General features: G+C 69.6%; 20 protein-coding genes and 1 pseudogene. 9 read left to right on the top strand and 12 right to left on the bottom strand.

Features of this window, described 5'->3' with window-relative positions; all coding sequences use genetic code 11:
* Positions 1-53: 53 nt before the first annotated feature.
* Complete coding sequence (ptsP, locus tag CBM2594_RS02605; protein ID WP_116355479.1) at positions 54-2,651, bottom strand: phosphoenolpyruvate--protein phosphotransferase; 2,598 nt, start codon at positions 2,649-2,651, stop codon at positions 54-56.
* 391 nt (positions 2,652-3,042) lie between these two features.
* Here ptsP and CBM2594_RS02600 point away from each other — a divergent pair, with 391 nt between their 5' ends.
* A complete protein-coding gene (locus CBM2594_RS02600; RefSeq protein ID WP_116355478.1) occupies positions 3,043-3,765 on the top strand; it encodes a GntR family transcriptional regulator in 723 nt (240 codons plus the stop codon).
* On the opposite strand, the gene CBM2594_RS02595 is transcribed toward CBM2594_RS02600, so the two are convergent.
* The 3 genes from CBM2594_RS02595 to CBM2594_RS02585 all read right to left on the bottom strand — a co-directional run bounded on the left by CBM2594_RS02595 (position 3,747) and on the right by CBM2594_RS02585 (position 5,348).
* Positions 3,747-3,935 (bottom strand): hypothetical protein, encoded by a 189-nt coding sequence (locus tag CBM2594_RS02595; protein WP_116355477.1) that lies wholly within the window; start codon positions 3,933-3,935, stop codon positions 3,747-3,749. The genes CBM2594_RS02600 and CBM2594_RS02595 overlap by 19 nt on opposite strands.
* Positions 3,936-4,023: 88 nt before the next feature.
* Complete coding sequence (locus CBM2594_RS02590) at positions 4,024-4,665, bottom strand: LysE family transporter (RefSeq protein ID WP_116355476.1); 642 nt, start codon at positions 4,663-4,665, stop codon at positions 4,024-4,026.
* 80 nt (positions 4,666-4,745) lie between these two features.
* Complete coding sequence (locus CBM2594_RS02585; RefSeq protein ID WP_116355475.1) at positions 4,746-5,348, bottom strand: hypothetical protein; 603 nt, start codon at positions 5,346-5,348, stop codon at positions 4,746-4,748.
* 133 nt (positions 5,349-5,481) lie between these two features.
* On the opposite strand from CBM2594_RS02585, the gene CBM2594_RS02580 reads away from it, so the two are divergent.
* The 3 genes from CBM2594_RS02580 (at position 5,482) to CBM2594_RS02570 (ending at position 8,875) form a co-directional block, all read left to right on the top strand.
* The gene (locus tag CBM2594_RS02580) at positions 5,482-5,985 is read left to right on the top strand and encodes a thioredoxin fold domain-containing protein (RefSeq protein ID WP_116355474.1); all 504 of its coding nucleotides are present in this window, start codon (positions 5,482-5,484) and stop codon (positions 5,983-5,985) included.
* Positions 5,986-6,090: 105 nt separating this feature from the next.
* On the top strand, positions 6,091-6,624 hold the full coding sequence (locus CBM2594_RS02575) for a TlpA disulfide reductase family protein (protein ID WP_116355473.1): 534 nt from the start codon (positions 6,091-6,093) through the stop codon (positions 6,622-6,624).
* Positions 6,625-6,772: 148 nt separating this feature from the next.
* A complete protein-coding gene (locus CBM2594_RS02570) occupies positions 6,773-8,875 on the top strand; it encodes an ATP-dependent helicase (protein ID WP_116355472.1) in 2,103 nt (700 codons plus the stop codon).
* 215 nt (positions 8,876-9,090) lie between these two features.
* Here the strand turns inward: CBM2594_RS02570 and CBM2594_RS02565 are convergent.
* The 5 genes and pseudogenes from CBM2594_RS02565 to CBM2594_RS02545 form a co-directional block, all read right to left on the bottom strand.
* Positions 9,091-10,286 (bottom strand): annotated as a pseudogene (locus CBM2594_RS02565) (class I SAM-dependent rRNA methyltransferase).
* Between the two features lie 126 nt (positions 10,287-10,412).
* On the bottom strand, positions 10,413-10,721 hold the full coding sequence (locus tag CBM2594_RS02560) for an HP0495 family protein (RefSeq protein WP_116355471.1): 309 nt from the start codon (positions 10,719-10,721) through the stop codon (positions 10,413-10,415).
* A 61-nt stretch (positions 10,722-10,782) separates the two neighbouring features.
* Complete coding sequence (locus CBM2594_RS02555) at positions 10,783-11,982, bottom strand: D-alanyl-D-alanine carboxypeptidase family protein (RefSeq protein ID WP_116355470.1); 1,200 nt, start codon at positions 11,980-11,982, stop codon at positions 10,783-10,785.
* Between the two features lie 66 nt (positions 11,983-12,048).
* On the bottom strand, positions 12,049-12,690 hold the full coding sequence (locus tag CBM2594_RS02550; protein ID WP_116355469.1) for an alpha/beta hydrolase: 642 nt from the start codon (positions 12,688-12,690) through the stop codon (positions 12,049-12,051).
* A gap of 166 nt (positions 12,691-12,856) precedes the next feature.
* A complete protein-coding gene (locus tag CBM2594_RS02545; RefSeq protein WP_012351580.1) occupies positions 12,857-13,177 on the bottom strand; it encodes a (2Fe-2S) ferredoxin domain-containing protein in 321 nt (106 codons plus the stop codon).
* Between the two features lie 390 nt (positions 13,178-13,567).
* Between CBM2594_RS02545 and CBM2594_RS02540 the strand changes: the two genes are divergently transcribed.
* From CBM2594_RS02540 to CBM2594_RS02520, 5 genes are all read left to right on the top strand, one after another.
* On the top strand, positions 13,568-14,869 hold the full coding sequence (locus tag CBM2594_RS02540) for a dicarboxylate/amino acid:cation symporter (protein WP_116355468.1): 1,302 nt from the start codon (positions 13,568-13,570) through the stop codon (positions 14,867-14,869).
* Positions 14,870-14,931: 62 nt separating this feature from the next.
* Positions 14,932-16,938: a sensor histidine kinase gene (locus CBM2594_RS02535; RefSeq protein WP_116355467.1), complete on the top strand. Its 2,007-nt coding sequence runs from the start codon at positions 14,932-14,934 to the stop codon at positions 16,936-16,938.
* A gap of 8 nt (positions 16,939-16,946) precedes the next feature.
* Positions 16,947-18,272, top strand: coding sequence for a sigma-54-dependent transcriptional regulator (locus CBM2594_RS02530; RefSeq protein WP_116355466.1), 1,326 nt, complete (start codon positions 16,947-16,949; stop codon positions 18,270-18,272).
* Positions 18,273-18,553: 281 nt separating this feature from the next.
* Positions 18,554-19,531 carry an NAD(P)H-dependent flavin oxidoreductase gene (locus CBM2594_RS02525; protein ID WP_116355465.1) on the top strand — a complete coding sequence of 326 codons (978 nt, stop codon included), beginning with the start codon at positions 18,554-18,556 and terminating at the stop codon, positions 19,529-19,531.
* 43 nt (positions 19,532-19,574) lie between these two features.
* Positions 19,575-20,018, top strand: a complete 444-nt coding sequence (locus CBM2594_RS02520; RefSeq protein WP_174079449.1) for a YbaN family protein — start codon at positions 19,575-19,577, stop codon at positions 20,016-20,018.
* A 217-nt stretch (positions 20,019-20,235) separates the two neighbouring features.
* Here CBM2594_RS02520 and CBM2594_RS02515 read toward each other — a convergent pair whose 3' ends face one another.
* The 3 genes from CBM2594_RS02515 to CBM2594_RS02505 form a co-directional block, all read right to left on the bottom strand.
* Positions 20,236-21,486, bottom strand: a complete 1,251-nt coding sequence (locus CBM2594_RS02515) for a phenylacetate--CoA ligase family protein (RefSeq protein ID WP_116355464.1) — start codon at positions 21,484-21,486, stop codon at positions 20,236-20,238.
* An 84-nt stretch (positions 21,487-21,570) separates the two neighbouring features.
* Positions 21,571-22,386: an ABC transporter ATP-binding protein gene (locus tag CBM2594_RS02510; protein WP_018003769.1), complete on the bottom strand. Its 816-nt coding sequence runs from the start codon at positions 22,384-22,386 to the stop codon at positions 21,571-21,573.
* 191 nt (positions 22,387-22,577) lie between these two features.
* Positions 22,578-23,915: an ABC transporter substrate-binding protein gene (locus CBM2594_RS02505; protein ID WP_116355463.1), complete on the bottom strand. Its 1,338-nt coding sequence runs from the start codon at positions 23,913-23,915 to the stop codon at positions 22,578-22,580.
* Positions 23,916-23,985: the final 70 nt, after the last annotated feature.

Below are 23,985 nucleotides of genomic sequence, written 5' to 3'. Positions count from 1 at the left end.
ACGTTCTCCTCGAAGCTGTGCGCGCCGGGGCGCGCATGGGTGGGGCGCGGGGTTCAGGCCGGCCAGTAGCGCCGGCACGCGTCGCGCACCGCCGCGGCCGAAGCCAGCCGCAGCAGTTCGGGCGCACGCTGCCGGCAGTCGGCGTGGGCGAGCGTGCGCACCCGTGCCTTGGTGGCCGGCACCAGCGCGGCATCGACCGACAGCTCGGTCACGCCCAGCCCCAGCAGCACCGGCACGGCCAGCGCATCGCCCGCCAGCGCGCCGCACACGCCGACCCGGCGCCCGTGGCGCGCGGCGCCCTCGCAGGTGGCGGCGATCATGCGCAGCACGGCGGGATGCAGCGCGTCCATGCGCGCCGCCAGTTCCGGCTGGCAGCGGTCCATGGCGAGCGTGTACTGGGTCAGGTCGTTGGTGCCGATCGAGAAAAAGTCGGCGTGCTCGGCAAGCTGGTCGGCCAGCAGCGCTGCGGCCGGCACTTCGATCATCACGCCGACCTCGATGCCGGCATCGGCGCGGATTTCAGCCGCCAGCGCGCGGATGCGCGCGCGCCAGTGCAGCAGCTCGCCGGGCTCGCTGACCATCGGCAGCAGGATGCGCAGCGGCGCGCTGGCGCGCACCGCCAGCAGGCCGCGCAGCTGGTCGTCCAGCAGCTGCGGGCAAACCTGCGCCAGGCGCACGCCGCGCAGCCCCAGCGCAGGGTTGTCCTCGGCCGGCAGGCGCAGCCACGCGGCGTCCTTGTCGCCGCCGATATCGAGCGTGCGCACGATCGCGCTGCGCCCTTCCAGCGCATCCGCAATGGCTTGGCAGCGGGCGGTGTGATCGGCCGCGGCGGGCGCCGCGTCGCCATGCAGGAACAGCAGCTCGGTGCGCAGCAGGCCGATCGCGTCGGCGCCTTGCGCGACCGCGGCGCGGGCATCGTCGACGCTGCCGATATTGGCGGCCACTTCGATGTGCACGCCATCGCGCGTGCTGGCCGGCGCGTGCGCGGCGCGCAGGTCGGCCTGGTGCTGCTGCGCGCGCAGCGTGATGGTGCTGGCGGCGGCGGCCAGCAGGTGCTGGTCCGGGCTGGCGTGCAGGCGCGCGTGGTCGGCGTCGGCAATCACCGGCGTGGCATCCGGCAGACGTTCCAGCGCACTGCCCAGCGCCACCAGGCACGGGATGCCGAGCTGGCGCGCCATGATCGCGGCGTGCGCGGTCGGGCCGCCGCGCACCATCACCAGCGCGGCAACGCGGGTGCGGTCCAGCCCGGACAGGTCGGAGGGGGTGAATTCATCGGCGGCGAGCACCACGGGCTGCCCGTCTTGCGCAACGGGCACGCGGGCATCGGCCGGGGCGTCGCCCTCGCCCCCGCCCGTGCGCGCCAGCGCCCGCAGCACGCGCTTGCCCAGGTCGATCAGGTCGGCGGCCCGGTCGGCGGCGCGGCGGTCGGCCATCGCGGACAGCGCCGCGGCTTCGGCGCGGGTGGCATCGCGCCAGGCGAAGCCGGCGCTCTTGCCAGTGTCGATCAGGGTCTCGGCGGCCGCCAGCAGCGCCGGGTCCTGCAGCAGCGCGCGGTGCATGGCGAAAATGCCGGCCTCGGCGTGGGCGCGGCGCGCGCTGGCGGCGGCGCTGTCGCGCACCAGCCGGGCGTCGACCGCGGCCAGCGCGGCTTGCAGGGCGGCGCGCTCGGCGTCGGCGCCCCGGCCGGCTTCGTCCGGCTCCGGCGCCGCGTCGCGCCACCAGTGCAGCGGGCCGATGGCGATGCCTGGCGCGGCGGACACGCCGGCAATGCAGCCAGGCGGCAGTTCGCCGCCCGCGGCAGCCGGTGCCGGCGCCGCGCTGACGGGGAACACGGCGTGCTCTTCCCCGGCATCGGTGCGCTGCAGCTCGCGCGCCACCGCATCCAGCGCGGCGCCGGCATCGCGCCCGCTGGCGGCCAGCTCCACCGCGGCGCCTTCGTCGGCGGCCAGCGCCAGCAGCGCCACCAGGCTCGCCAGGCTGGCCTGGCGGCCGCCGTAGTGCAGCGTCACCGTGGCTTCCAGCCCTTGCATGGCGGCACGCGCGCGCGCGGCCGGCCGGGCGTGCAGGCCGCCGGCGCAGGCCAGCGTGACCGTGCGCCGCAGCGGGGCCGCATCGGCACTGTGGGTGCTTTCGACTTGCGGCGCAGGCGCCGGGGCTTGCGCCGCGCCCGCCGCGTCCGTCGCTCGCACCTGCAGCACCACGGTGCGGCCGGACTCCGCCACCGCCGCATCGGTGCGCGCGGCGACGGCGAAGGCATTGCCGTTGGCAACCGCCATCACCGTCACCAGGCTGCGCGCCTGGCGCGCCACGCGCTCGGCATCGAAGCGGATCAGCGCGTCGCCCTGGCGCACCGCCGCGCCCTGCGCCACGCAGGGCGCAAAGCCCTGGCCGCGCAGCGACACCGTATCGATGCCGACATGCAGCAGGACCTGCGCGCCGCACGGCGCCTGCAAGGTCAGCGCATGGCCGGTCGCGGCCAGGTGCAGCACTACGCCGTCGCAAGGCGCCACCACGGTATCGCCGAGCGGATCGATGGCGACGCCATCGCCGAACAGGCCTTCAGCGAAGACCGGGTCAGGCACCGCCGCGAGGGGCAGCAGCACTCCGCTCAACGGAGCCCGCAGCAACAGGGTTTCGCTCGTCTCAGCCATTCTGCTTCCAGATGCGCGGCGGCCGCTTGCGGAATGCGACGGCGCCAGGGTCAGGGGAACAATAGACGGCTCACGACAACAAAAATACCAGTACAAACCACTAGAACTTATAGGTATCTAATTGGTATTCCTAGAGCGCGCGCCGGCAGTATCACACGCTGCCCCTGGCCAAAAGCTTGATTCAGCGCATAGTTCCTTGAACGATCGGCTTTTTCCGGGATGAGACCGGGCGCTGCCAACGCTTGCGCAAGCCCAACCTTTTCAATACCAATTGACGGAAAGCCTGCGCATGGCGGCTGCATCACCCTGGCCGCGGGATTTGCCCCCGAGGCCGCCAGATGTCCTAAAGTGGTATCATCGACACCGAACTTTGGTACCTACGAGGATTCGCATGGATCAACGGCTGCAGGCCCTCAGGCCGGATGAGGCGGACGCCACGCCGATCTACCTGCAGGTGGCGCGCAAGCTGACCGCCGCCATCCAGGCGGGGCAATGGCGGGTAGGCGATGCGCTGCCGTCAGAGCGCACGCTGGTCGATTCGCTGGGGATTTCGCGCGTCACCGCACGGCGCGCGCTGCAGGTGCTGGCCGACGAAGGCACCATCACGCGCAGCCGCGGCGCGGGCACCTTTATCGCCCCGCGCAGCGAGCCCAAGCCGGCGCGGCTGGACAACTTCAGCGAGCTGGCGCGCCGGCGCGGCATGACGCCGGCGAGCGAGCTGGTGGCGTTCGAGCGCCGCCGCGCCACGGCGCAGGAAGCCGCGGAGCTGGCGCTGCCCGAGGGCGACGAGATCGTCAGGCTGACCCGGCTGCGCAAGGCCGACGGGCAGATCTACTGGATGGACGTGACCACGCTGGCGCTGGCCGTGCTGCCCGACGCCAGCGCCATCGGCGAATCGCTGTACGCCTACCTGGAGCGGATCGGCAAGCCGGTGCTGCGCGTCACCGAGACGCTGCGCGCGGTCGTCGCCAACGCGGAACTGGCCGCGCGCCTGGGCATCGAGCCGGGCGAGCCGCTGCTGCATATCCGCCGCACCGGCTACACCCATGGCGACAAGCCGGTCGAGCTGACCGACGCGTACTGCCTGAACGACTTCTACGAACTCAAGCAATAGCGCCCGGCCGCGCCGGTCACGGGCGGTTCCACCGGCGGCGGGGGCGGGTCTTCTTCTGGCGGCAGCGGCAAGTCGGGAGGCACGCCCGGCGGCGAAGGCTCCTCCATCGGCGGCACGGTATGGCGCGGCTGCAGGCGTGCACCGGCGATGGGGTTCAGCGAGGCGGGCATGCGGGGTCTCCGTGGCGGGGGTTTCCTCCTCATTGAAGCAAACCCCGACCGCACACGCCAGGGCGATCAGGCGCGGGTCAGGCGCGGATCAGGCGTGCTGGCGGCGCACGAAGAACAGCGCCGCGCCCACCGCCATCAGCACGCTGCCGAAAAACCGGTTCTGCCACAGCACTGCGCGCGCATTGCGGAACAGCCCCTGCATGCGCGACGCCAGCAGCGCGTAGCCATGCATCACCACCAGGTCGACGCCGCACATGGTGGCCGCCAGGATCGCCAGCTGCGGCGCCAGCGGCCGGTTCGGGTCGATAAACTGCGGCAGCACCGCGACCATGAAGATGATGCCCTTGGGGTTGGTCACATTGGTCAGCAAGCCGGTGGCAAAGCGCCGGCGCCGGCTCATCACGGCCACGCGCGCGGGGCCGCCGTCCTGCGCCGCATCCACTTCCACCCGGGCGCGCCATTGCTGGATGCCCAGGTAGATCAGGTACAGCGCACCGATGGTCTTGACCACCATGAAGGCCTGCTCCGAGGCCAGCAGCAGCGCGCCCAGCCCGCCGCCGGCCACCAGCAGCACGATCACCAGCCCCGCCTGCAGGCCGAAGATGGTGGTGGTGGTCCTGCGCAGCCCGTACGACAGGCCATGGCTCATCGACAGCACCGCGCCCGACCCCGGCGACACGGCGATCACCCAGCACGCGGCGAAATAGGCCAGCCAGACTTCCCAACGCATTTGCACTCTCCTTTGACGGCAACCATGCCGGGCAGCGCACCGCCCCCGGCAACTGTGATTCGATGCGGCGCCGCGGCGCCTCAGAGCGGGTGGAACCCGCCCAGGAACTGCTCCACCTGCTCGGCCTGGCGCGCGTCGCGCGCGGCCTCGCCGGATTCCAGCACCACCGCCTGGAAGGCGCGCGTGCCCACCGCCACCAGCCGCGCGCTGAGCCGGCGCGGCGACTGGTCCTGCGGCGACACGCCGCTGGCCTGCAGTTCCACCCCGGCCAGCGGGCGGCCCGGCCGGTCCGCGCTCAGGATGGTGACCGGGCGCGTGCGCGGCTGGCCCGACAGCGTGCCCAGGTTGGCCAGCAGGCCGGCCTGCATCGCCGCCAGCGCCTCGCGCCGCAGCGCTTCGTCGTCGGCGGGCAGCGTCACCACGCCCACGGCGAACAGCGTGTCGTCGACGCGCGCGGCCTCCATCGTCATCGGCAGCTTGCGCCCGGCGATGGTCACGTCGCGCGCGGCGCTGGTGGGCTTGCCGGGATAGAGCGCGGCGTAGCCGCCCTCGCCCGACTGGATGGTGCGCCAGTCATAGCGCGGCGAACACGCGCACAGCGCCAGCGCGAGCAGCGCGGCGCAGCATGGCAAGGACCAGCGGGGCGCGGCTGGGTGGCTCGGCGGGGGCGGTACGGGACGCATGAGGAATCGGGGCGGAACGGCGTGGGCGGGATCGTCGCGCGCGGACGCGGGCGCCGGCGCGCGCAAAACCGGTATTATCCCGGAAGCGGCGCGCCAGTGCTTGCCGCGCCTCCCCTGCCGCCCCACATCCGCCATGCCTGCCTCCCGCCCCGCACGCGCTGCCTTCGCCCGCACTGGCCTGTACTGGCTGGCCGCGAGCGCGCTGCTGACCGTGGCCAGCGTGGCTGCCGCCGCCAGCCCGGCCCACCTGCCAGCGGCCACCGACCTCGCCGCCCACGGTGCCGATGCCGCGCGCCGCGGCGAGCCGCTGGTGGTGCTGGTGTCGATGCCGGGCTGCGGCTATTGCGACGCGGTGCGCCGCAACTACCTGGGCCCGCAGGCGGCCGCCGGCGAGATCGCCGTGCGCGAACTCGACATGACCGCCGACACCCCGCTGCGCGCCGGCGACGGCAGCGTGACCACCGCGCGCGCCTGGGCCCGCGCGCACCAGGTCAGGGTGGCGCCAACCGTGCTGTTCCTGGACCGCCAGGGCCGCGCCGCCGCCAGCCCGCTGCGCGGCATGCAGCCCGACTTCTACGGCGCCTACCTGGAACAGGCGCTGGCGCAGGCCCGCGCCGCCGTCGCCGCGCGCAAGTGACGCAAGGGTTCCGGCGCAAGCTGACAAGGCGGTGGCGCACAGCGCGCGAACGCTTGCCGCATTAGAATGTCCCACTGCTGACCGAACCTGCCGAGCCGGATTCCCATGACCCCTACCGCTGCCACCAAGACCTCCCGCAAGCCCTGGCCCATCGTCGCCGCCGTGGTGGTGCTGGCGCTGCTGGGGTGGTTCGGCTACCGCGCGCTGTCGCCGTCCGGTACCGCGCCGGCCGCCACCTTCACGCTGCTGTCGGGCGAAAAGGTCAGCACCGCCGACCTCAAGGGCAAGGTCTACCTGGTCAACTTCTGGGCCACCAGCTGCGCCACCTGCATCAAGGAGATGCCGGACATGGTCAAGACCTACGAGCAGTTCAAGGGCAAGGGGCTGGAATTCGTCGCGGTGGCGATGAACTACGACCCGCCCATGTACGTGATGAACTTCGCCCAGACCCGCGGGCTGCCGTTCAAGGTGGCAATGGACACCGACGGCAGCGCGGCCAAGGCCTTCGGCAACGTCGGGCTGACGCCGACCACCTTCGTGATCGACAAGCAGGGCCGCATCCTGAAGCGCTATGTGGGCGAGCCCGAGTGGGAATCGCTGCACAAGCTGCTCGACGGCGCGCTGGCAAAGTCCGCGTAACAGCCGCGCTGCGAACATACGATAAAAGGTGCTCATCGAGCACCTTTTTTGTTTTTACGCCCCGATCCGCCATGCGGCGGGTTGCGCGGCCGGGCTGTATGGATATACAGTTGGCGCCAGCCTTTTCCACGCCCTTCCTGCCCCGCCCGTGACCCTGGACCTTGCCCCCGCCCCCGACGAAACTGCCGCGACTGAAGCCGCAGCGGTCCCCGCCTACCTGTCGCGGCTCAACCCGGAGCAGCGCGCCGCGGTGGAACATGGCAGCGAGGCGCCGCTGCTGATCATCGCCGGCGCCGGCTCGGGCAAGACCAATACGCTGGCGCACCGGGTCGCGCACCTGGTGCTGGGCGGCGCCGATCCGCGCCGCATCCTGCTGCTGACGTTCTCGCGCCGCGCCGCCGCCGAGATGGGGCGGCGCGTCGAGCGCATCGTCGACCAGGCGCTCGGCACCAGCACCGGCGCGGGGCGCGCGGCGCTGCAGTGGTCCGGCACCTTCCACGCCATCGGCGCGCGGCTGCTGCGCGAATATGCCGAGACCCTGGGACTGTCGCCGGCCTTCACCATCAGCGACCGCGGCGATGCCGCCGACCTGATGCACGTGGTGCGCCACGACCTGGGACTGTCGGAAACCGCCAGCCGCTTCCCCAAGAAGGAAACCTGCCTGGCGATCTACTCGCGCGTGGTCAACACCCAGGCGCCGCTGGAAGACGTGCTCAAGCAGCAGTTTCCGCGCTACGCGATGTGGGCCGATGCGCTGCGCACCCTGTTCGCCGGCTATGTCGAGGCCAAGCAGAAGCAGCATGTGCTGGACTATGACGACCTGCTGCTGTACTGGGCGCAGGCCATGGCCGAGCCCGCCATCGCGCAGGACATGGGCGCGCGCTTCGACCATGTGCTGGTCGACGAATACCAGGACACCAATGCGCTGCAGGCGTCGATCCTGCTGGCCATGCGGCCGGACGGCCGCGGCCTGACCGTGGTGGGCGACGACGCGCAGTCGATCTACGCCTTTCGCGGCGCCAGCGTGCGAAATATCCTCGATTTCCCCGCGCAGTTCACGCCGGCGGCGCAGCAGGTCACGCTGTCGCAGAACTACCGCTCGACCCAACCGATCCTGCAGGCCGCCAACGCGGTGATCGGGCTCGCGGCCGAGCGCTATACCAAGGACCTGTGGTCCGAGCGCCAGTCGGCCGAGAAGCCCGGCGTGGTGGTGGTCAACGACGAGGCCGACCAGGCCCGCTACGTGGTCGAACAGGTGCTGGCGCGGCGCGAGGCCGGCCTGGCGCTGATGGCGCAGGCGGTGCTGTTCCGCGCCGCCGACCACAGCGCGCAGCTGGAGATCGAGCTGGCGCGGCGCAATATCCCGTTCGTGAAGTTCGGCGGGCTCAAGTTCCTGGAATCGACCCACGTCAAGGATGTGCTGGCGGTGGTGCGCTGGCTGGAAAATCCGCGCGACCGCATGGCGGGCTTCCGCACGCTGCAGCTGCTGCCCGGCATCGGCCCCAAGACCGCGGCGCGCGTGCTCGACGCCATGGCGCTCGCCACCGAGCCGCTGTTCTCGCTGCAGGAATTCGAGCCGCCGCCGGCCGCCGCGCCGGCCTGGGCCGACCTGCTGGCGCTGGCGCGCGCGCTGATGGCGCCGACCTCGCCGTGGCCGTCGGAATTCGAGCAGGTGCTGGCCTGGTACACGCCGCATCTCGAGCGCCTGCACGACGACGCCGCCGCGCGCCTCGCCGACCTGCAGCAGCTGGAGCGCATCGCCGCCACCTACGGCGCGCGCGAGCGCTTCCTGACCGAGCTGACGCTGGACCCGCCCAGCGCCTCCAGCGATGAATCCGGCGTGCCCTCGCGCGACGAGGACTACCTGATCCTGTCGACCATCCATTCGGCCAAGGGCCAGGAATGGAAGGCGGTGTACGTGCTCAACGCGGTCGACGGCTGCATGCCGAGCGACCTCGCCACGGGTACTACCGAGGAGATCGAGGAAGAACGGCGGCTGATGTACGTAGCGATGACGCGGGCCAGGGACCACCTCGATATCATCGTGCCGCAGCGTTTCTACGTGCACCAGCAGGTGGGCTTCGGCGACCGTCATGTGTATGCGTCGCGCACGCGCTTCCTGCCGAATCGCGTGATGCCCAACTTCTACAGCCGCTCGTGGCCGCCGCCGCCGATGCCGGGCGAAGGGAAGGTGAAGCCGGCGCTGGCGCCGGTGGATCTGGGGAGCAGGATGCGGAATATGTGGCGGTGATCGCGCAACCTGGCACAGCTTTCGCGAACCCGCCGGTTTGCTCCCCTCTCCCGCGAAGTGGGAGAGGGGCCGGGGCTGAGGGCCCGGCGTGTGGCAAGCACGATAGGTCTGACTCCGTGGAGGCGCCCGCCCTCACCCCCGCCCCTCTCCCGCAAGCGGGAGAGGGTAGAAAACAAGCGGTTGGCTTTAGCTCATCGCCGCTCGTTTGCTTCAGCTCAGGCCACCTTCTCCAGCAGCAACCCCTTCAAATATTCCCCTTCCGGGAACGCCGCCAGCATCGGATGATCGGTTCCCGCCGACAGCCTGCGCAGAATGCGCGCATCCGCCTTCGCATCCGTCACCGCCCCGGCCACGATCTTCTGGAACAGCTCCATGCTGATCGCCCCCGAGCACGAGTACGTGAACAGCAGCCCGCCCGGGCGCAGCAGCTGCATGCCGACCAGGTTGATCTCCTTGTACGCACGCGCGGCGCGGTCGATATGCTGCGCCGATGGCGCGAACTTGGGCGGGTCCAGCACGATCAGGTCGAACTGGCGCCCTTGCGCGCGGAATTCGCGCAGCGTCTTGAACACGTCGGCGTCGAGCCAGGCCGCGCGTTCCGGATCGAACCCGTTCAGCGTCACGTTGCCCGCGGCGATCTTCAGCGCCTCGCCCGACGAGTCGATCGAGGTCACCGCGCTGGCCCCGCCGCGCAAGGCCGCCAGCGAGAAGCCGCCGGTATAGCAGAAGCAGTTGAGCACCTCGCGCCCTTCGGCCAGGTCGCCCACCAGCTTGCGGTTGTCGCGCTGGTCGACATAGAAGCCGGTCTTGTGGCCGTTGCGCACGTCGACGTAATAACGCACGCCGTGCTCGGTCACCGACAGCGCCGGATCGGGCTCGGCGCCGGCCAGCACGCCGGTCACCAGCTCCAGGCCCTCGCGCTGGCGCACCGCGGCGTCGGAGCGCTCGTAGACGTTGGGGCAGCCGGTCTCTTTCACCAGCGCCTGCACGATCGCGGTCTTCCAGTGTTCGACGCCGGCGGAGTTGAACTGGCACACCAGCTGGCCCTGATCACCGTTGCCGTAGTAGTCGACGATCAGGCCGGGCAGGCGGTCGGATTCGCCGAAGACCAGCCGCACCGCGTCGCTGTCTTTCACCCACTGGCGCCGGTAGGCGATGGCCGCGGCGACGCGGCGCTTGAACAGCGCGTGGTCGACCGGCTCGTTCTCGTCGAAGGTCCACACGCGCGCGCGGATCTGCGATTCGGGGCTGTACGCGACCTTGGCCAGGAAGCGGCCGTCGGCGGCGCGCACGATCACGGTGGCGCCCGGCTCGCAGCGGCCTTCGGTGGTGGCAATGCCGTGGCATAGATCCACGGGTGGCGGCGCAGCAGGGATTTTTCCTTGCCGGGTTTCAGGGTGATGGTGTTCATGTTGGTATGGGGGAAGAAGCGTGCCGTGCCCGTTGCGCTTTGCACGCTGCGGGAGTGGCTCCCCTCTCCCGCAAGCGGGAGAGGGGAGCAAACAATACGGGAGAGAAAGCCTTACAGCGTTGCTGCTTACAACACCACCTTCACCATCGGATGCGAAGTCAGCGCCCGGTACAAATCATCCAGCTGCTCGCGGCTGGTGACCCACACCGTCACGGTCAGGCCCAGGTAGTTGCCCTTGCTCGACGGGCGCATTTCCATCTTGCCGGCGTGGAAGTCCGGATCGAACTCCTGCACCAGCGTGACGATGGCCTCGGCGAAGCCGTCCTGCATCGCGCCCATCACCTTGATCGGGAAGTGGCTCGGGTATTCGATCAGCGACTGCTCCGGCGGGATCTCGCCGGGCTTGTTGCCGCTGCCTTGGTTGTCGGTCGTCATCTCGGATTCTCCGGCGCGAAGCCGGCGCGCCGCGGGGCGCACCGGCTCGCGCGCATTCAGGTCACTTGCGCTTGAACCACAGGCGGATGGTGTCCCACAGGCGGCCGAAGAAGCCGGCCTCGGGCACTTCTTCCAGCGCCACCACCGGGAATTCGGCCACCTTGTTGGTGCCGTCCATCAGCTTGACCATGCCTACCTGCTGGCCCGCCGAGATCGGCGCGATCAGCAGTTCCTGGCGCTCCAGCACCGGCTTCAGGCGCCCGCCGGTGCCCTTGGGCACGGTGACGAAGGTCTCGTTCTGCACGCCGATCTTGACCGTGCCGTTCTTGCCCTTGTAGATGTCCGGCGTGGCCAGCACCTGGCCCTTGTCGTACAGGCGCAGCGTGTCGAAGAACTGGAAGCCGTAGTTGAGGATCTTCAGGCTTTCCTGGGTGCGCACCTGTTCGGTGGTGGTGCCGATCACGATCGAGATCAGGCGGCGCGAGCCGTCCGGCACGTTGGCCAGCGGGCGCTTGGCCGACGAGATCAGGCAATAGCCGGCGGACTTGGTGTGGCCGGTCTTGACGCCGTCGACGGTCGAGTCGATGTACAGCAGGCGGTTGCGGTTGGGCTGCCTGATCTTGTTATAGGTGAACTCCTTCTGCGAGTACATGCTGTAGTACTCGGGGAAGTCCTTGATCAGGCGCGTGGTCAGCGTCGCCAGGTCGACCGCGGTGGTGTAGTGGTTGGGGTCGGGGATGCCGTCGGTATTGGTGAAGTGGGTGTTCTTCATGCCCATGCGCTGGGCCTCGCGGTTCATCATCGCGACGAAGCCCTCTTCCGAGCCGCCGACGGCCTCGGCCAGCGCCAGCGCGGCGTCGTTGCCCGACTGCACGATCAGGCCCAGCAGCAGGTCCTGCACGGTGACCGGCTTGTTGGGCTCGATGAACATGCGCGACTCGTCGCTTTTGACCTTGAGCACCAGGTTGGTCGGCACCACCGCCTGGTCCAGCGTCAGGCGCTTTTCCTTGAGTGCCTCGAACGCCAGGTAGGCGGTCATCAGCTTGGTCAGCGAAGCCGGCTCGATGCGCGCATCGGCATTCTGCGAGGCCAGGGCCTGGCCGCTGGTGACGTCATACAGCATCCACGACTTGGCCGCGACCTGCGGCATCGGCACACCCTGCGCCAGCACGGCGGCAGGCGCGGCGGCCAGCACGACGGCGGCGACGATGGCAGCGGGAGCAAAGGCGGATGAAAGGCGTGTCGTGGCTCGATTCAGCATGTTTCTGTTTTCCGACGGTAAGAAGGTGGCGCGGGAAGTTCCGGGGATGGCGGCGGCGTGCCGGCCTTACCGGTCCCACGCATTGACGACGAGCTGCTTGATCAGGTGCAGCTTGCGGTGAAAGAAATGGTCGGCGCCGGGGATCACGATCACCGGCAGCTCTTGCGGGCGGGCCCAGTCGAACACGCTGGCCAGCGGCACGGTGTCGTCCTGCTCGCCATGGATCACGATGGTGTCGGCCGGCACCTGGGCGACTTCCCAGCGGCTGGCGGCGGTGCCCACCAGCACCAGGCGCTGCACGGGCGTGCCGGCCTCGGCCAGGCGGCGCGCCACGTGGGTGCTGACGAAGCTGCCGAACGAGAACCCGCCCAGCGCCAGCGGCAGCGTCGCGGCCTGCGCCGACCACGCGGTCTGCTGGCGCATCCAGGCCACCACGGCGAGCAGGTCGTCCTGTTCGCCGATGCCGTTGTCATGCTCGCCGGCAGTGGCACCGACGCCGCGGAAGTTGGGGCGCACGGTGGCATAGCCCAGCTGCACGAAGGCGCGCGCCAGCGTCTGCGCGACCTTGTTGTCCTTGGTGCCGCCGAACAGCGGATGCGGATGCGCGACCAGCGCCAGGCCGCGCGGCTCGCCTTGCGGCAGGTCCACCGAGACGTCGATCGCACCGGCGGGGCCGGCGATGGAAAGTACCTGGGTATGCGCGTTCATGATGGACGGTCAGGATGGCGGTCAAGCAAGCGCCCGGCGCAAAGGCCCGGGCAAAAATGAAAAAACCGTCCGGCTGGCGGGCGGCGGGCATGACAGATAAAGCGGATAAAACCGGTAAAGCAACAAGCCGGCATGCGCCGGCTTCGGTGGGTTCAGTGCTGCGCCATCAGCGGTCCACCATCAGCCGCTCGACCGGCTTGCCCTTGAGCAGGTGGCTGTCGATGATTTCATCGATGTCATGCTCGTCGACATAGGTGTACCAGATGGCCTCGGGGTAGACCACCAGCACCGGGCCGAGTTCACAGCGGTTCAGGCAGCCGGCCTTGTTGATGCGCACGCGGCCCTCGCCGCCGGCGATGCCCAGTTCCTTGCAGCGCTTCTTGGCGTATTCCTGCATCGCCTTGGCGTTGTAGTTGGCGCAGCAGTTCTCGCCGGCCTCGCGCTGGTTCAGGCAGAAAAAGACGTGGTGCTGGTAGTAGCTGCGCATGCGTACGGTGTGAAGACGGCCCCGGACGGCGGCACGGCCCGGACGGCATTGAACGGAAGCTCGGAATTATACGGCGTTGCGAGGGCCAGGCCGCGATCCGCGGCAGCTTTGCCGGCGCCGCCGCGCGCCGCGCGCCACTGCCAGGTGGCGCCTCGCGCACCCTGTGCGCGCCGGCCATTCCGGATCGCCGGAGCCGCGCCGTCCGGGATTCCGGAATCCCGGAGCCCCCGTCCCCGCCCGCCGCCGGCCTTTCCTTGCGAATCAACCAGTTAGTGATACCGGTTGGACTGGCATGCCGGTTGCGAATTCCCGCCCCTGAACGCGCCGCAACCGTGACGGCGCGCGCCCGCGCGGACCCGCCCGGGTACGGTCAACACCGAGGACGACATCATGAGGAAACCCTTCTACAAGATCCTGTACGTGCAGGTGCTGTGCGCCATCTGCATCGGCATTTTGCTCGGCCACTTCTGGCCCGACACCGGCGTCGCGATGAAGCCGCTGGGCGACGGCTTTATCAAGCTGATCAAGATGATCATCGGCCCGATCATCTTCTGCACCGTGGTGACCGGCATTGCCGGCATGAGCGACATGAAGAAGGTCGGGCGCGTCGGCGGCAAGGCGCTGCTGTACTTCGAGGTGGTGTCGACCTTCGCGCTGCTGATCGGGCTGGGCGCCGCGCACCTGCTCAAGCCGGGCGTGGGCTTCAACATCGACCCGGCCACGCTGGATACCAAGGCCATCGCGCAGTACGTGTCGAAGGCGCACGGCCAGAGCACGGTCGAGTTCCTGATGCACATCATCCCCGACACCGTGTTCAGCGCCTTCGCCAACGGCGACATCCTGCAGATCCTGCTGGTGTCGCTGTTCTTCGGCGCCGCGCTGGCGGTGCTGGGCGAGCGCGCGCGCATCGTGGTGCAGCTGGTCGAGCAGGTGTCGAAGGTGTTCTTCCACATCGTCCACGTGATCACCAAGGTGGCGCCGATCGGCGCCTTCGGCGCGATGGCGTTCACCATCGGCAAGTACGGGCTGGGCTCGCTGGTGCCGCTGCTCAAGCTGATCGGCACCTTCTACTTCACCGCCATCATCTTCGTGCTGGTGGTGCTGGGCACGATCGCGCGCCTGACCGGCTTCAGCATCGTGCGCTTTATCTCGTACATCAAGGAAGAGCTGCTGATCGTGCTGGGCACCAGCTCGTCGGAAGCCGCGCTGCCGCACATGATGGAAAAGCTGGAAAAGCTGGGCTGCTCCAAGTCGGTGGTGGGCCTGGTGGTGCCGACCGGCTATTCGTTCAACCTGGACGGCACCAACATCTACATGACGATGGCGGTGATCTTTATCGCGCAGGCCACCGGCATCGAGCTGACGCTGATGCAGCAGCTGACCATCCTGGCGGTGGCGATGATCACCTCCAAGGGCGCCAGCGGCGTGACCGGCTCGGGCTTCATCACGCTGGCGGCGACGCTGGCGGTGGTGCCGACCATCCCGGTGGCGGGCATGGTGCTGATCCTGGGCATCGACCGCTTTATGAGCGAGTGCCGCGCGCTGACCAATATCATCGGCAACGGCGTGGCCACGGTGGTGGTATCGGCCTGGGAACGCGAGCTCGACCGCAAGCGCCTGGCGCGCGTGCTGCAGCACGGCGCCGGCGACGATGCCGACGAACTTGCCGAAGCCGGCCAGCGCGCCGCCTGAAACGGTCGCATTCGCGGCCGCGCGCCAGCGGGTATCATCGGCGCGACACCCCACGCGCGCCGATGCCACACTCCGACGACTTTCTCGCCGTGCATGACCCTGCCGCCACCCGCCCGGTGCACGCGCCGCAGGCCGGCAGCGGGCGCTGGTGGGGCTTTGCCGTCGCCCTCGCGCTGGGCCTGCTGCTGCTGTGCGCGCTGACCTGGCTGGTCTCGGTCCAGCGCGGCCTGGCCAGCCTGCAGCAAGGCACCGCGACGCGCGCCGACCGCTACGCCGCCACGCTCGAAAGCACGCTCGACCGCTACGAGTTCCTACCCGCGCTGGTGTCGCTGCATCCCTTCGTGCGCGGGCTGCTGGACGCCCCCGACGACGCGCAGCGCGTCGCCGCCGCCAACCAGTACCTGGCCGAGGTCAACCGCCGCGCGCATGCGTCGGCCACCTATGTCATCGCCGCCAACGGCATTGCGCTGGCGGCCAGCAACCACGGCCAGCCCGGCAGCTTCGTCGGCACCGACTACCGCTTCCGCCCCTACTTCCAGGCCGCCGCGGGCGGCCAGATGGGGCGCTTCTACGCCATCGGCATCACCAGCGACGAGCCCGGCTACTACATCGCGCAGCCGGTCGAGGCTGGCGGCAAGGTCATCGGCGTGACCGTGGTCAAGCTCAACCTGGAGTGGTTCCAGCGCGCCGGCAGCGGCGCCGAGCCGCTGATGGTCAGCGACGACCACGGCGTGATCTTCCTGTCGTCGGTGCCGGCCTGGCAGTACCGCACGCTGCGCCCGCTGCCGCCGGCGCTGCAGGCCGAGATGGAGAAGACCCGCCAGTACCACGGCCGCGCGGTGACGCCGCTGCCGCTGGAACCGCTGGCATCGCCGCTCACGCGCTGGCTGGCCGACACCACGCTGCCGCACGGCGCGCGCCTGGTGCGCGTACGCGGCGACGCGGCGCCCGGCCGCACCCCCTTCGCCGCGGACGGCGCCGAACGCGCCGACCGCTACCTGGAACTGAACCGCACCGTAGGCCCGGCCGGCTGGACCATGCAGGTCATGGCGCCGCTGGAGCCGGTGCTGGCCAACGCGCGCAACGCCACCGTGGCCGCGGCGCTGGCCTATGCCTGCATCTGCCTGCTGCTGGTCAACTGGCGCCAGCGCCGCCAGCGCGCGCGCGACATGCAGTACAGCCGGCGCCTGCTAGAGGCCGCCTACGACGAACTGGAGCGCCGGGTCGAGGCGCGCACCGCCGACCTGATGGCGATCAACGAGAAGCTGGAAGACGAGGTGGCCGAGCGCACCCGCGCCGAAAGCGAGTTGCGCGCGGCGCAGGACGAGCTGGTGCAGGCCAGCAAGCTCGCCGCGCTGGGCCAGATGGCGGCCGGCATCACGCATGAGCTGAACCAGCCGCTGGCGGCGCTGCGCACGTTTTCGGACAACACCCGCGTGCTGCTGGCGCGCGGCCAGCTGGCGGCGGCCGAAGGCAACCTGGCCGCGATTGCCGACCTGACCGAGCGCATGGGCAAGATCACCGGCCAGCTCAAGCTGTTCGCCGGCAAGGCGCGCCCGGTGCGCCGCCCGGTGGCGCTGCGCGCGGCGGTCGACCACGTGCTGGCGCTGCTGGCGCCGCGTCTGGGCGCGGTCACGGTCAATGTTTCCGGCCTGGATGCCGTGCCCGGGCTGGCGGTGCGCGCCGACGAGCTGAAGCTGGAACAGGTGCTGCTGAACCTGCTGGGCAATGCGCTCGACGCCATCGCCGCGGCCGCGCCGGCCGCCCCGGAACACGGTCGCATCGACCTCGACGTGCAGGCCGCCGGGCACGCCGTCACCATCGTCGTGCGCGACAACGGCACCGGCATCGCGCCGGAAGCGCTGCCGCGCCTGTTCGAACCCTTTTTCACCACCAAGGAAACCGGCCAGGGACTGGGCCTGGGGCTGGCGATCTCGTCGTCGATCGTGCGCGAGTTCGGCGGCCAGCTCAGCGTGGCCAATGTGCCCGGCGGCGGCGCGCAGTTCACGCTGGTGCTGGCGCGCGCGCCCGCCGTCGATCCGGCGCCATCGGTTTCCGCATCCCAATGAGTACTGCCATGCAAGACGGTCTGCGGGTCCTGTTTGTCGAAGACGAGCCGCTGGTGCGCCAGGCCACCGCGCAAAGCCTGGAGCTGGCCGGCTTCCGCGTGCTGGCGCTGCCCTCGGCCGAGGCCGCGATCCCGCACCTGCACGGCGCCTTTGCCGGCGTGGTGGTGACCGACGTGCGCCTGCCCGGCGCCAGCGGGCTGGACCTGCTGCAGCACTGCCGCAACGCCGCACCCGGCGTGCCGGTGATCCTGGTGACCGGCCACGGCGACATCACCATGGCCGTGCAGGCGATGCGCGAAGGCGCCTATGACTTTATCGAAAAGCCCTTCGGCGCCGACCGGCTTACCGACACCGTGCGCCGCGCGCTGGAACGGCGCGCGCTGGAACTGGAAAACCAGGCCTTGCGCCGCGAACTCGCAGGTCCGGCGGCCGGCACGCGCATCATCGGCCGCTCTCCGGCGATCGGGCAGGTGCGCGCGCTGGTGGCCAATGTCGCGCCCACCGACGTGCCGGTGATGATCAACGGCGAGACCGGCACCGGCAAGGAGCTGGTGGCGCGCAGCCTGCACGCGCTGTCCGGGCGCGCCGACGGGCCCTTTATCGCGCTGAACTGCGGCGCGGTGCCCGAGGCCATCTTCGAGAGCGAGATGTTCGGGCACGAGGCCGGCGCCTTCACCGGCGCCGGCAAGCGCCGCATCGGCAAGCTCGAGCATGCCTCGGGCGGCACGCTGTTTCTCGACGAGATCGAAAGCATGCCGCTGGCGCTGCAGGTCAAGCTGCTGCGCGTGCTGCAGGAAGGCTCGCTGGAGCGGCTGGGCTCGAACGCTTCCGTGCAGATCGACGTGCGCATCGTCGCGGCGGCCAAGGGCGACATGGATGCGCTGGTGGCGCAGGGCGCGTTTCGCGAAGACCTGTATTACCGGCTCAATGTCGTCACCATCGCGCTGCCGCCGCTGCGCGAGCGGCGCGAGGACATCGTGCCGCTGTTCGAGCATTTCTCGCTGGTGTCGGCGGTGCGCTACCAGCGGCCCGCGCCGATCCTGTCCGAGGCGCAGCGCCAGGCGCTGGCCCAGCGCCCGTGGCCGGGCAACGTGCGTGAGCTGCGCAACGCCGCCGACCGCATGGTGCTGGGCGTGCCCGAGGGCGGCCAGGCCGGCGCGCAGGCGGCCGGCCCCGACGAGACCGCGCCGCTGCGCGAGCGCATGGAGCACTTCGAGCGCGCCGTGATCGCCGACGCGCTGGCGCGCACCGGCGGCGCGGTCAGCCAGGCGGCGGACCTGCTGCAGGTGGGCAAGGCCACGCTCTACGACAAGATCAAGCGCTACGGGTTGTGATGTCATGCGCCGTTCATGGCGTTGCCACGGCAGCGTCACATAGCCGCCCTATGCTTCATGGGCGGCGCGGCATTGGCAGGTGCCCGCCGTGTGTATCAGTCTTCGTGGTAATTGATGGCCCCGCGCATGCGGGGCGTTTTTTTTGGCGCTCGCCGGCGACGCCGCCGCATCGGACCAGCATAGACTTGGGCTTCTAACGTGACCGCGCTGAAACTCCCTATAATCGAACGACCGTTCATTTAGGGCACGATCACGTGCCCGCCCGTAGTTCAGGAGACACCATGCCCGCCGCCAAGCAACTGCCCCAGGCCCTGCAGCACCTGGCCCTGCCCGTGATTGCCTCGCCCATGTTTATCGTCAGCTACCCGGAACTGGTGCTGGCGCAGTGCAAGGCCGGCATCGTCGGCTCGTTCCCCGCGCTCAACGCGCGCCCGGCCGAGCTGCTCGACGAATGGCTGACCCGGATCGAGGAAGAGCTGGCCGCGTTCAAGGCCGCCAACCCCGGCGCACAGGTGGGCCCGGTCGCGGTCAACCAGATCGTCCACGCCTCCAACGCGCGCCTCGAGCATGACATCAAGGTCTGCGTCGAACACAAGGTGCCGGTCTTCATCACCTCGCTGCGCGCGCCGCCGAAGGAGCTGATCGACGCGGTGCACAGCTACGGCGGCATCGTGATGCACGACGTGATCAGCCTGCGCCATGCCGAGAAGGCGATCGAATCCGGCGTCGACGGCCTGATCCTGGTCGCCGCGGGCGCCGGCGGCCATGCCGGCATGCTGTCGCCGTTCGCGCTGGTGGGCGAGGTGCGCAAGATCTTCGACGGCCCGATCGCGCTGTCGGGCTCGATCGCCACCGGCGAGGCGGTGCTGGCCGCGCAGGCCATGGGCGCTGACTTTGCCTATGTGGGAACGCGCTTCATCGCCTCGCAGGAGGCCCATGCGGCCGAGTCGTACAAGCAGTCGATCACCAGCGCGGCCGCCGCCGATATCGTCTACACCAACCTGTTCACCGGCGTGCACGGCAACTACATCCGCGAAAGCATCAGCAACGCGGGCCTGGACCCGGACAACCTGCCGGTGGCCGACAAGAGCAAGATGGACTTTTCCAGCGGCGGCTCCAAGGCCAAGGCGTGGAAGGACATCTGGGGCGCCGGCCAGGGCGTGGGCCAGATCCACGACATCCCCAGCGCCGGCGAGATCGTCGCCCGCATGAAGGCGGAGTACGATGCCGCCAAGGCGCGGCTCGGTATCGCGCGCTAACCGATCCCTCACGGGCCGCGTTTGCGGCCCTTTGCCCCGACCATTGCCGCCTTCCAACCCCGACCTTTCGCCCGATCCTGAAGCCGCGCTGAGCCACCGCCAGCGCGTGCTGCGCGCCGTGTGGGTGGCACTGGGCGCGCTTTGCCTGCTGCTGGGCGTGGTCGGCATCTTCCTGCCGGTGCTGCCGACCACGCCGTTCGTGCTGCTGGCCGCGGCATGCTTTGCGCGCGGCTCGCAGCGCTTTCATCAATGGCTGCTGGGGCATCCGCGCTTCGGGCCGCTGGTGAGCGACTGGCAGCGGCACCGCAGCATCCCGTTCCGGGCCAAGTGCCTGGCGCTGTCGATGATGTGGGTATCGATGGGAACTACCGCGTGGCTGCTGCGCGGGCGGCCGCTGGTGTCGGCGGCGTTGCTGGCTTGCGCGGTGGGGGTCAGTGTTTGGATGGTGCGGTTGCCGACGCGACCAACGGAGAGTCGGAAGACTTGAGCCTTGCCGGACTATCGGCGCGCGTTACTTCGTGGATGCTCCCGCCCTCACCCCCCGCCCCTCTCCCGCAGGCGGGAAAGGGGAGCAAACCGTCGCCCGCGAGAGCATTGGTGCTTGCCGACACCCCTTGCAATCGCTCCCCTCTCCCGCGCGCGGGAGAGGGGTGGGGGTGAGGGCCGGCGCATCAACGAAGTCAGACGCTCGTCTGACTAGCCCTTCACTCGTACCGCCGCGCATCCTCGATCAACCTCCCATCCTGCGGCAACGACCCCGCCGCGACGAAGGCCACCTCGCCCCTTAACCGCATCACCTCGCGCAGCGATTCCGCCACCGCGCGCTGCAGCTCGGCATCCTCGCGCGTTGCCTCGCAGCGCAGCGTCATCACGTCCGCGCCCGGGTCGCCGGTCACCACCAGCCGCGCCGCGCGGATTTCCGGATGGCGGCGCAGCACGTCGGCGACCTGGCCCGGATGCACGAACATGCCCTTGACCTTGGTGGCCTGGTCGGCGCGCCCGAGCCAGCCCTTGAGCCGGATATTGGTGCGCCCGCACGGGCTGGGCCGCTGCGACGATGCCGGCACCACCGCCGACAGGTCGCCGGTGCCGAAGCGGATCAGCGGGTAGTCGCCATTGCCCAGCACCGTCACCACCACCTCGCCGGTCTCGCCTTCGGGCATCGGGCGCGAGCCGCCGGGCTCGACGATCTCGACCAGCACGCCCTCGTCCACCACCCAGCCGTCGCCGCCTTCGGTTTCATACGCGATCAGGCCGACATCGGCGGTGCCGTACATCTGCTGCACGCGCACCCCGCGCGCCTGGAACCAGTGGCGCAGCGACGGCGGCAGCGCCTCGCCCGAGACCAGCGCCCTGGCCAGGCTGGTGCAGGGCGTGCCGAGTTCATCGCCGCGCTCGAGCAGCAGCTTGAGGAACGACGGCGTACCCGCATAGGCCGCCGGCTGCAGGGTCGCCAGCGCCTGCACCTGCGAATCGGTCTGGCCGACGCCGGCCGGGAACACGCAGCAGCCCAGCCGGTGCGCGCCGCTTTCCATCATCATGCCGGCCGGGGTGAAGTGGTAGGAGAAGGTGTTGTAGACCAGGTCGCCGGCGCGAAAACCCGCGGCGTGCATGGCGCGCGCGGTGCGCCACCAGTCGGCGTCGTGGCCGTCGGGCTCGTGGATCGGGCCGGGCGACTGGAACACGTGGCGCAGCTTGCCCAGCGCCGTCGCGTTGAGCCCGCCCAGCGGCGGCTGCATGCGCTGGCGCGCGCTCAGGTCTGACTTGCGCGTCACCGGCAATTCGGCCAGCGCCGCGCGCGAGGTCAGCAGGCGCGGATCGACCCCGCCCAGCAGCTCGGCAAAGTAAGGCGCGTGCTCGCGCGCATGGGCCACCTGGCGTGCCAGGGCGGCAAGGAGCGCCTGCTCGCGGACTTCCGGCGCGCGGGTTTCGAGCGAATCGAAGTGTTCTGGCATGGTGCTGTGCGTCAGGAGATGGGATGCGGCCTGCCCCGCGCCGCCGGGCGCGTGGTGACAAGCCGGGTGAAAAACGGTTGCTTGCTAGGCCAGCCAGCGCTTGCGGCGGCGATAACTTTTTACGTCGCGGAACGACTTGCGGCCCGGGCCGTCGGCGTCGTTGGCGGCCACGCCCAGGTAGAACTCCTTGACGTCCTCGTTGGTGCGCAGCGACTCGGCGTCGCCGTCCATCACCACGCGGCCGTTCTCGAGGATGTAGCCGTAGTCGGCGTAGCGCAGCGCCACCATGGTGTTCTGCTCGGCCAGCAGGAAGCTGACGTTCTCGCGCGAATTCAGGCCGCGCACGATCTCGAAGATCTCCTCGACGATCTGCGGCGCCAGCCCCATCGAGGGCTCGTCGAGCAGGATCATCGCCGGCTTGGCCATCATGGCCCGGCCGATCGCGCACATCTGCTGCTCGCCGCCGGAGGTGTAGCCCGCCTGGGACTTGCGGCGCGTCTTCAGCCGCGGGAAGTATTCGTAGATTTTCTCCAGCTCGTCGCGGGTCTGGCCGCGCGACAGGCCGCGCGTGTAGGCGCCGGTGAGCAGGTTTTCCTCGATGGTCAGGTGCGCGAAGCAGTGCCGCCCTTCCATCACCTGGATCACGCCGCGGCGCACCAGGTCGTTGGGGGTGAGCTGGTCGACGCGGTCGCCGCGGTATTCGATCGAACCCTTGGTGACATCGCCGCGCTCGGCCTGCAGCAGGTTGGAGATGGCCTTCAGCGTGGTGGTCTTGCCCGCGCCGTTGGCGCCCAGCAGCGCCACGATCTTGCCCTCCGGCACTTCGAGCGAAACGCCCTTGAGCACCAGGATCACGTGATCGTAGATGACTTCGATATTGTTGACGGACAGGAGGCTCATGGTGCGGGTCGGGTTGGTGTTGGGGTTTCCAGCTTGCCTGTTGGGTACTCCCTCTCCCTCTGGGAGAGGGTTGGGGTGAGGGCGGGCATTGCCACGAAGTGAATGCCTTCGCTATTGCCAGCGCCCGCCCTCACCCCCGCCCCTCTCCCGCTTGCGGGAGAGGGGAGAAACCAATCGGGAGTCGAGCGCAATCAGCTCTTCGAACAAGCCGGCGTAATCCCCTTCTCCTTCGCGTACTGCGCCGCGGTGGCCTTGAACAGCGGGTGGATCAGGCTCTTGTTGCCCTCGATCCAGTCCGACACCACCACCCACTTGCTGCCGTCCCACTGCTGGATCTTCACCTTGCCCGAGCCCTCGTGGTTCTCGCAGCTGGTCTTGATCTCGGGCAGCAGGCCGGTGGCGCCCAGCTGCTGCAGCCGCGCGTTGGTCAGGTTCAGGTTCTCGAAGGCCCAGCGCATCTGCTCGCCGGTCATGGGCTTGCCCTTGCCGAACTTTGCCTGCGCAACGCGCACCGCTTCCACCGTCACCACCGCGGCCGACACGCCGCGGTTGTACAGCACCGAACCGACCTTGTTCTTGTCCTGCATATTGCCCTTGCCGGCGCCGTACACCACCTTCTCGATATCGGCGATCAGCGGCACGTTCTTGCCCGCGACGTTCCAGGTCGCGCTCATATAGCCCTTGGAGGCATCGCCGGCCGGCACCGTGTCTTCCTCGGAGCCCGCCCACCACGAGCCGATCATCTTCTCGCGCGAGAAGCCGACCTTCTGCGCGGCCTTCAGCGCGGTCTGGTTCATCACGCCCCAGCCCCAGAAAATCACGTAGTCAGGGTTCTCCTGGCGGATCTTCAGCCATTGCGCGCCCTGCTCGTTGCCCGGGTGCGCCACCGGGATCTCGACCAGGTTGAACTTGCCCAGCCGCGCCTCGGCCTGCAGCGCCACGATCGGCTCCTTGCCATAGGCAGAGTCGTGGTACAGGTAGACGATCTTCTTGCCGGCGAGCGAGCCGCCGTTCTTGCTGGCCAGGTACTTGACGATGGCCGAGACCTGCATCTGGTAGGTGGTCACCAGCGGGAACGCGTACGGGAACACCGAGCCGTCGACCGCGTCGGTGCGGCCGTAGCCCATCATCACCAGCGGCACCTTGTCGGCCGCGGTCTTGTCGACCAGCGCGTACGAGATGCCGGTCGACATGGCGTGGTAGGCGGTGCCCTTGGTGGTGGCGTTCTTGGACTTCAGGCGCTCGTAGCACTCCACGCCCTTGGCGTTGTTGTACTCGGTCTCGCACTCTTCCCAGCTCAGCTTGACGCCGTTGACGCCGCCATCCTTCAGGTTGACGTAGTTGAGGTAGTCGATGAAGCCGCCATACCAGGACTGCCCGTTGGCGCCGTATGGCCCCACGCGATAGCTCGGCAGCGCGATGAACTGCTCGTTGCTTTGCGCCAGTGCCGGCAGCGCCGGCGCCAGCAGTGCAGCCGCGGCGCTGACCACCAGGGCGGCGCGTTGCACGTTGCGGATCAGGTTGGTCATGACAGTCTCCTTCGCCCTCAGGGGAGCGTTTCGTTATGCGTAAGCTTCAGAACTTCACACAGGAACTGCG

This window comes from Cupriavidus taiwanensis (assembly GCF_900249755.1).
In the GTDB taxonomy this organism is placed as follows: domain Bacteria; phylum Pseudomonadota; class Gammaproteobacteria; order Burkholderiales; family Burkholderiaceae; genus Cupriavidus; species Cupriavidus taiwanensis_D.
This window is presented reverse-complemented; position numbering and strand designations above follow the sequence as displayed.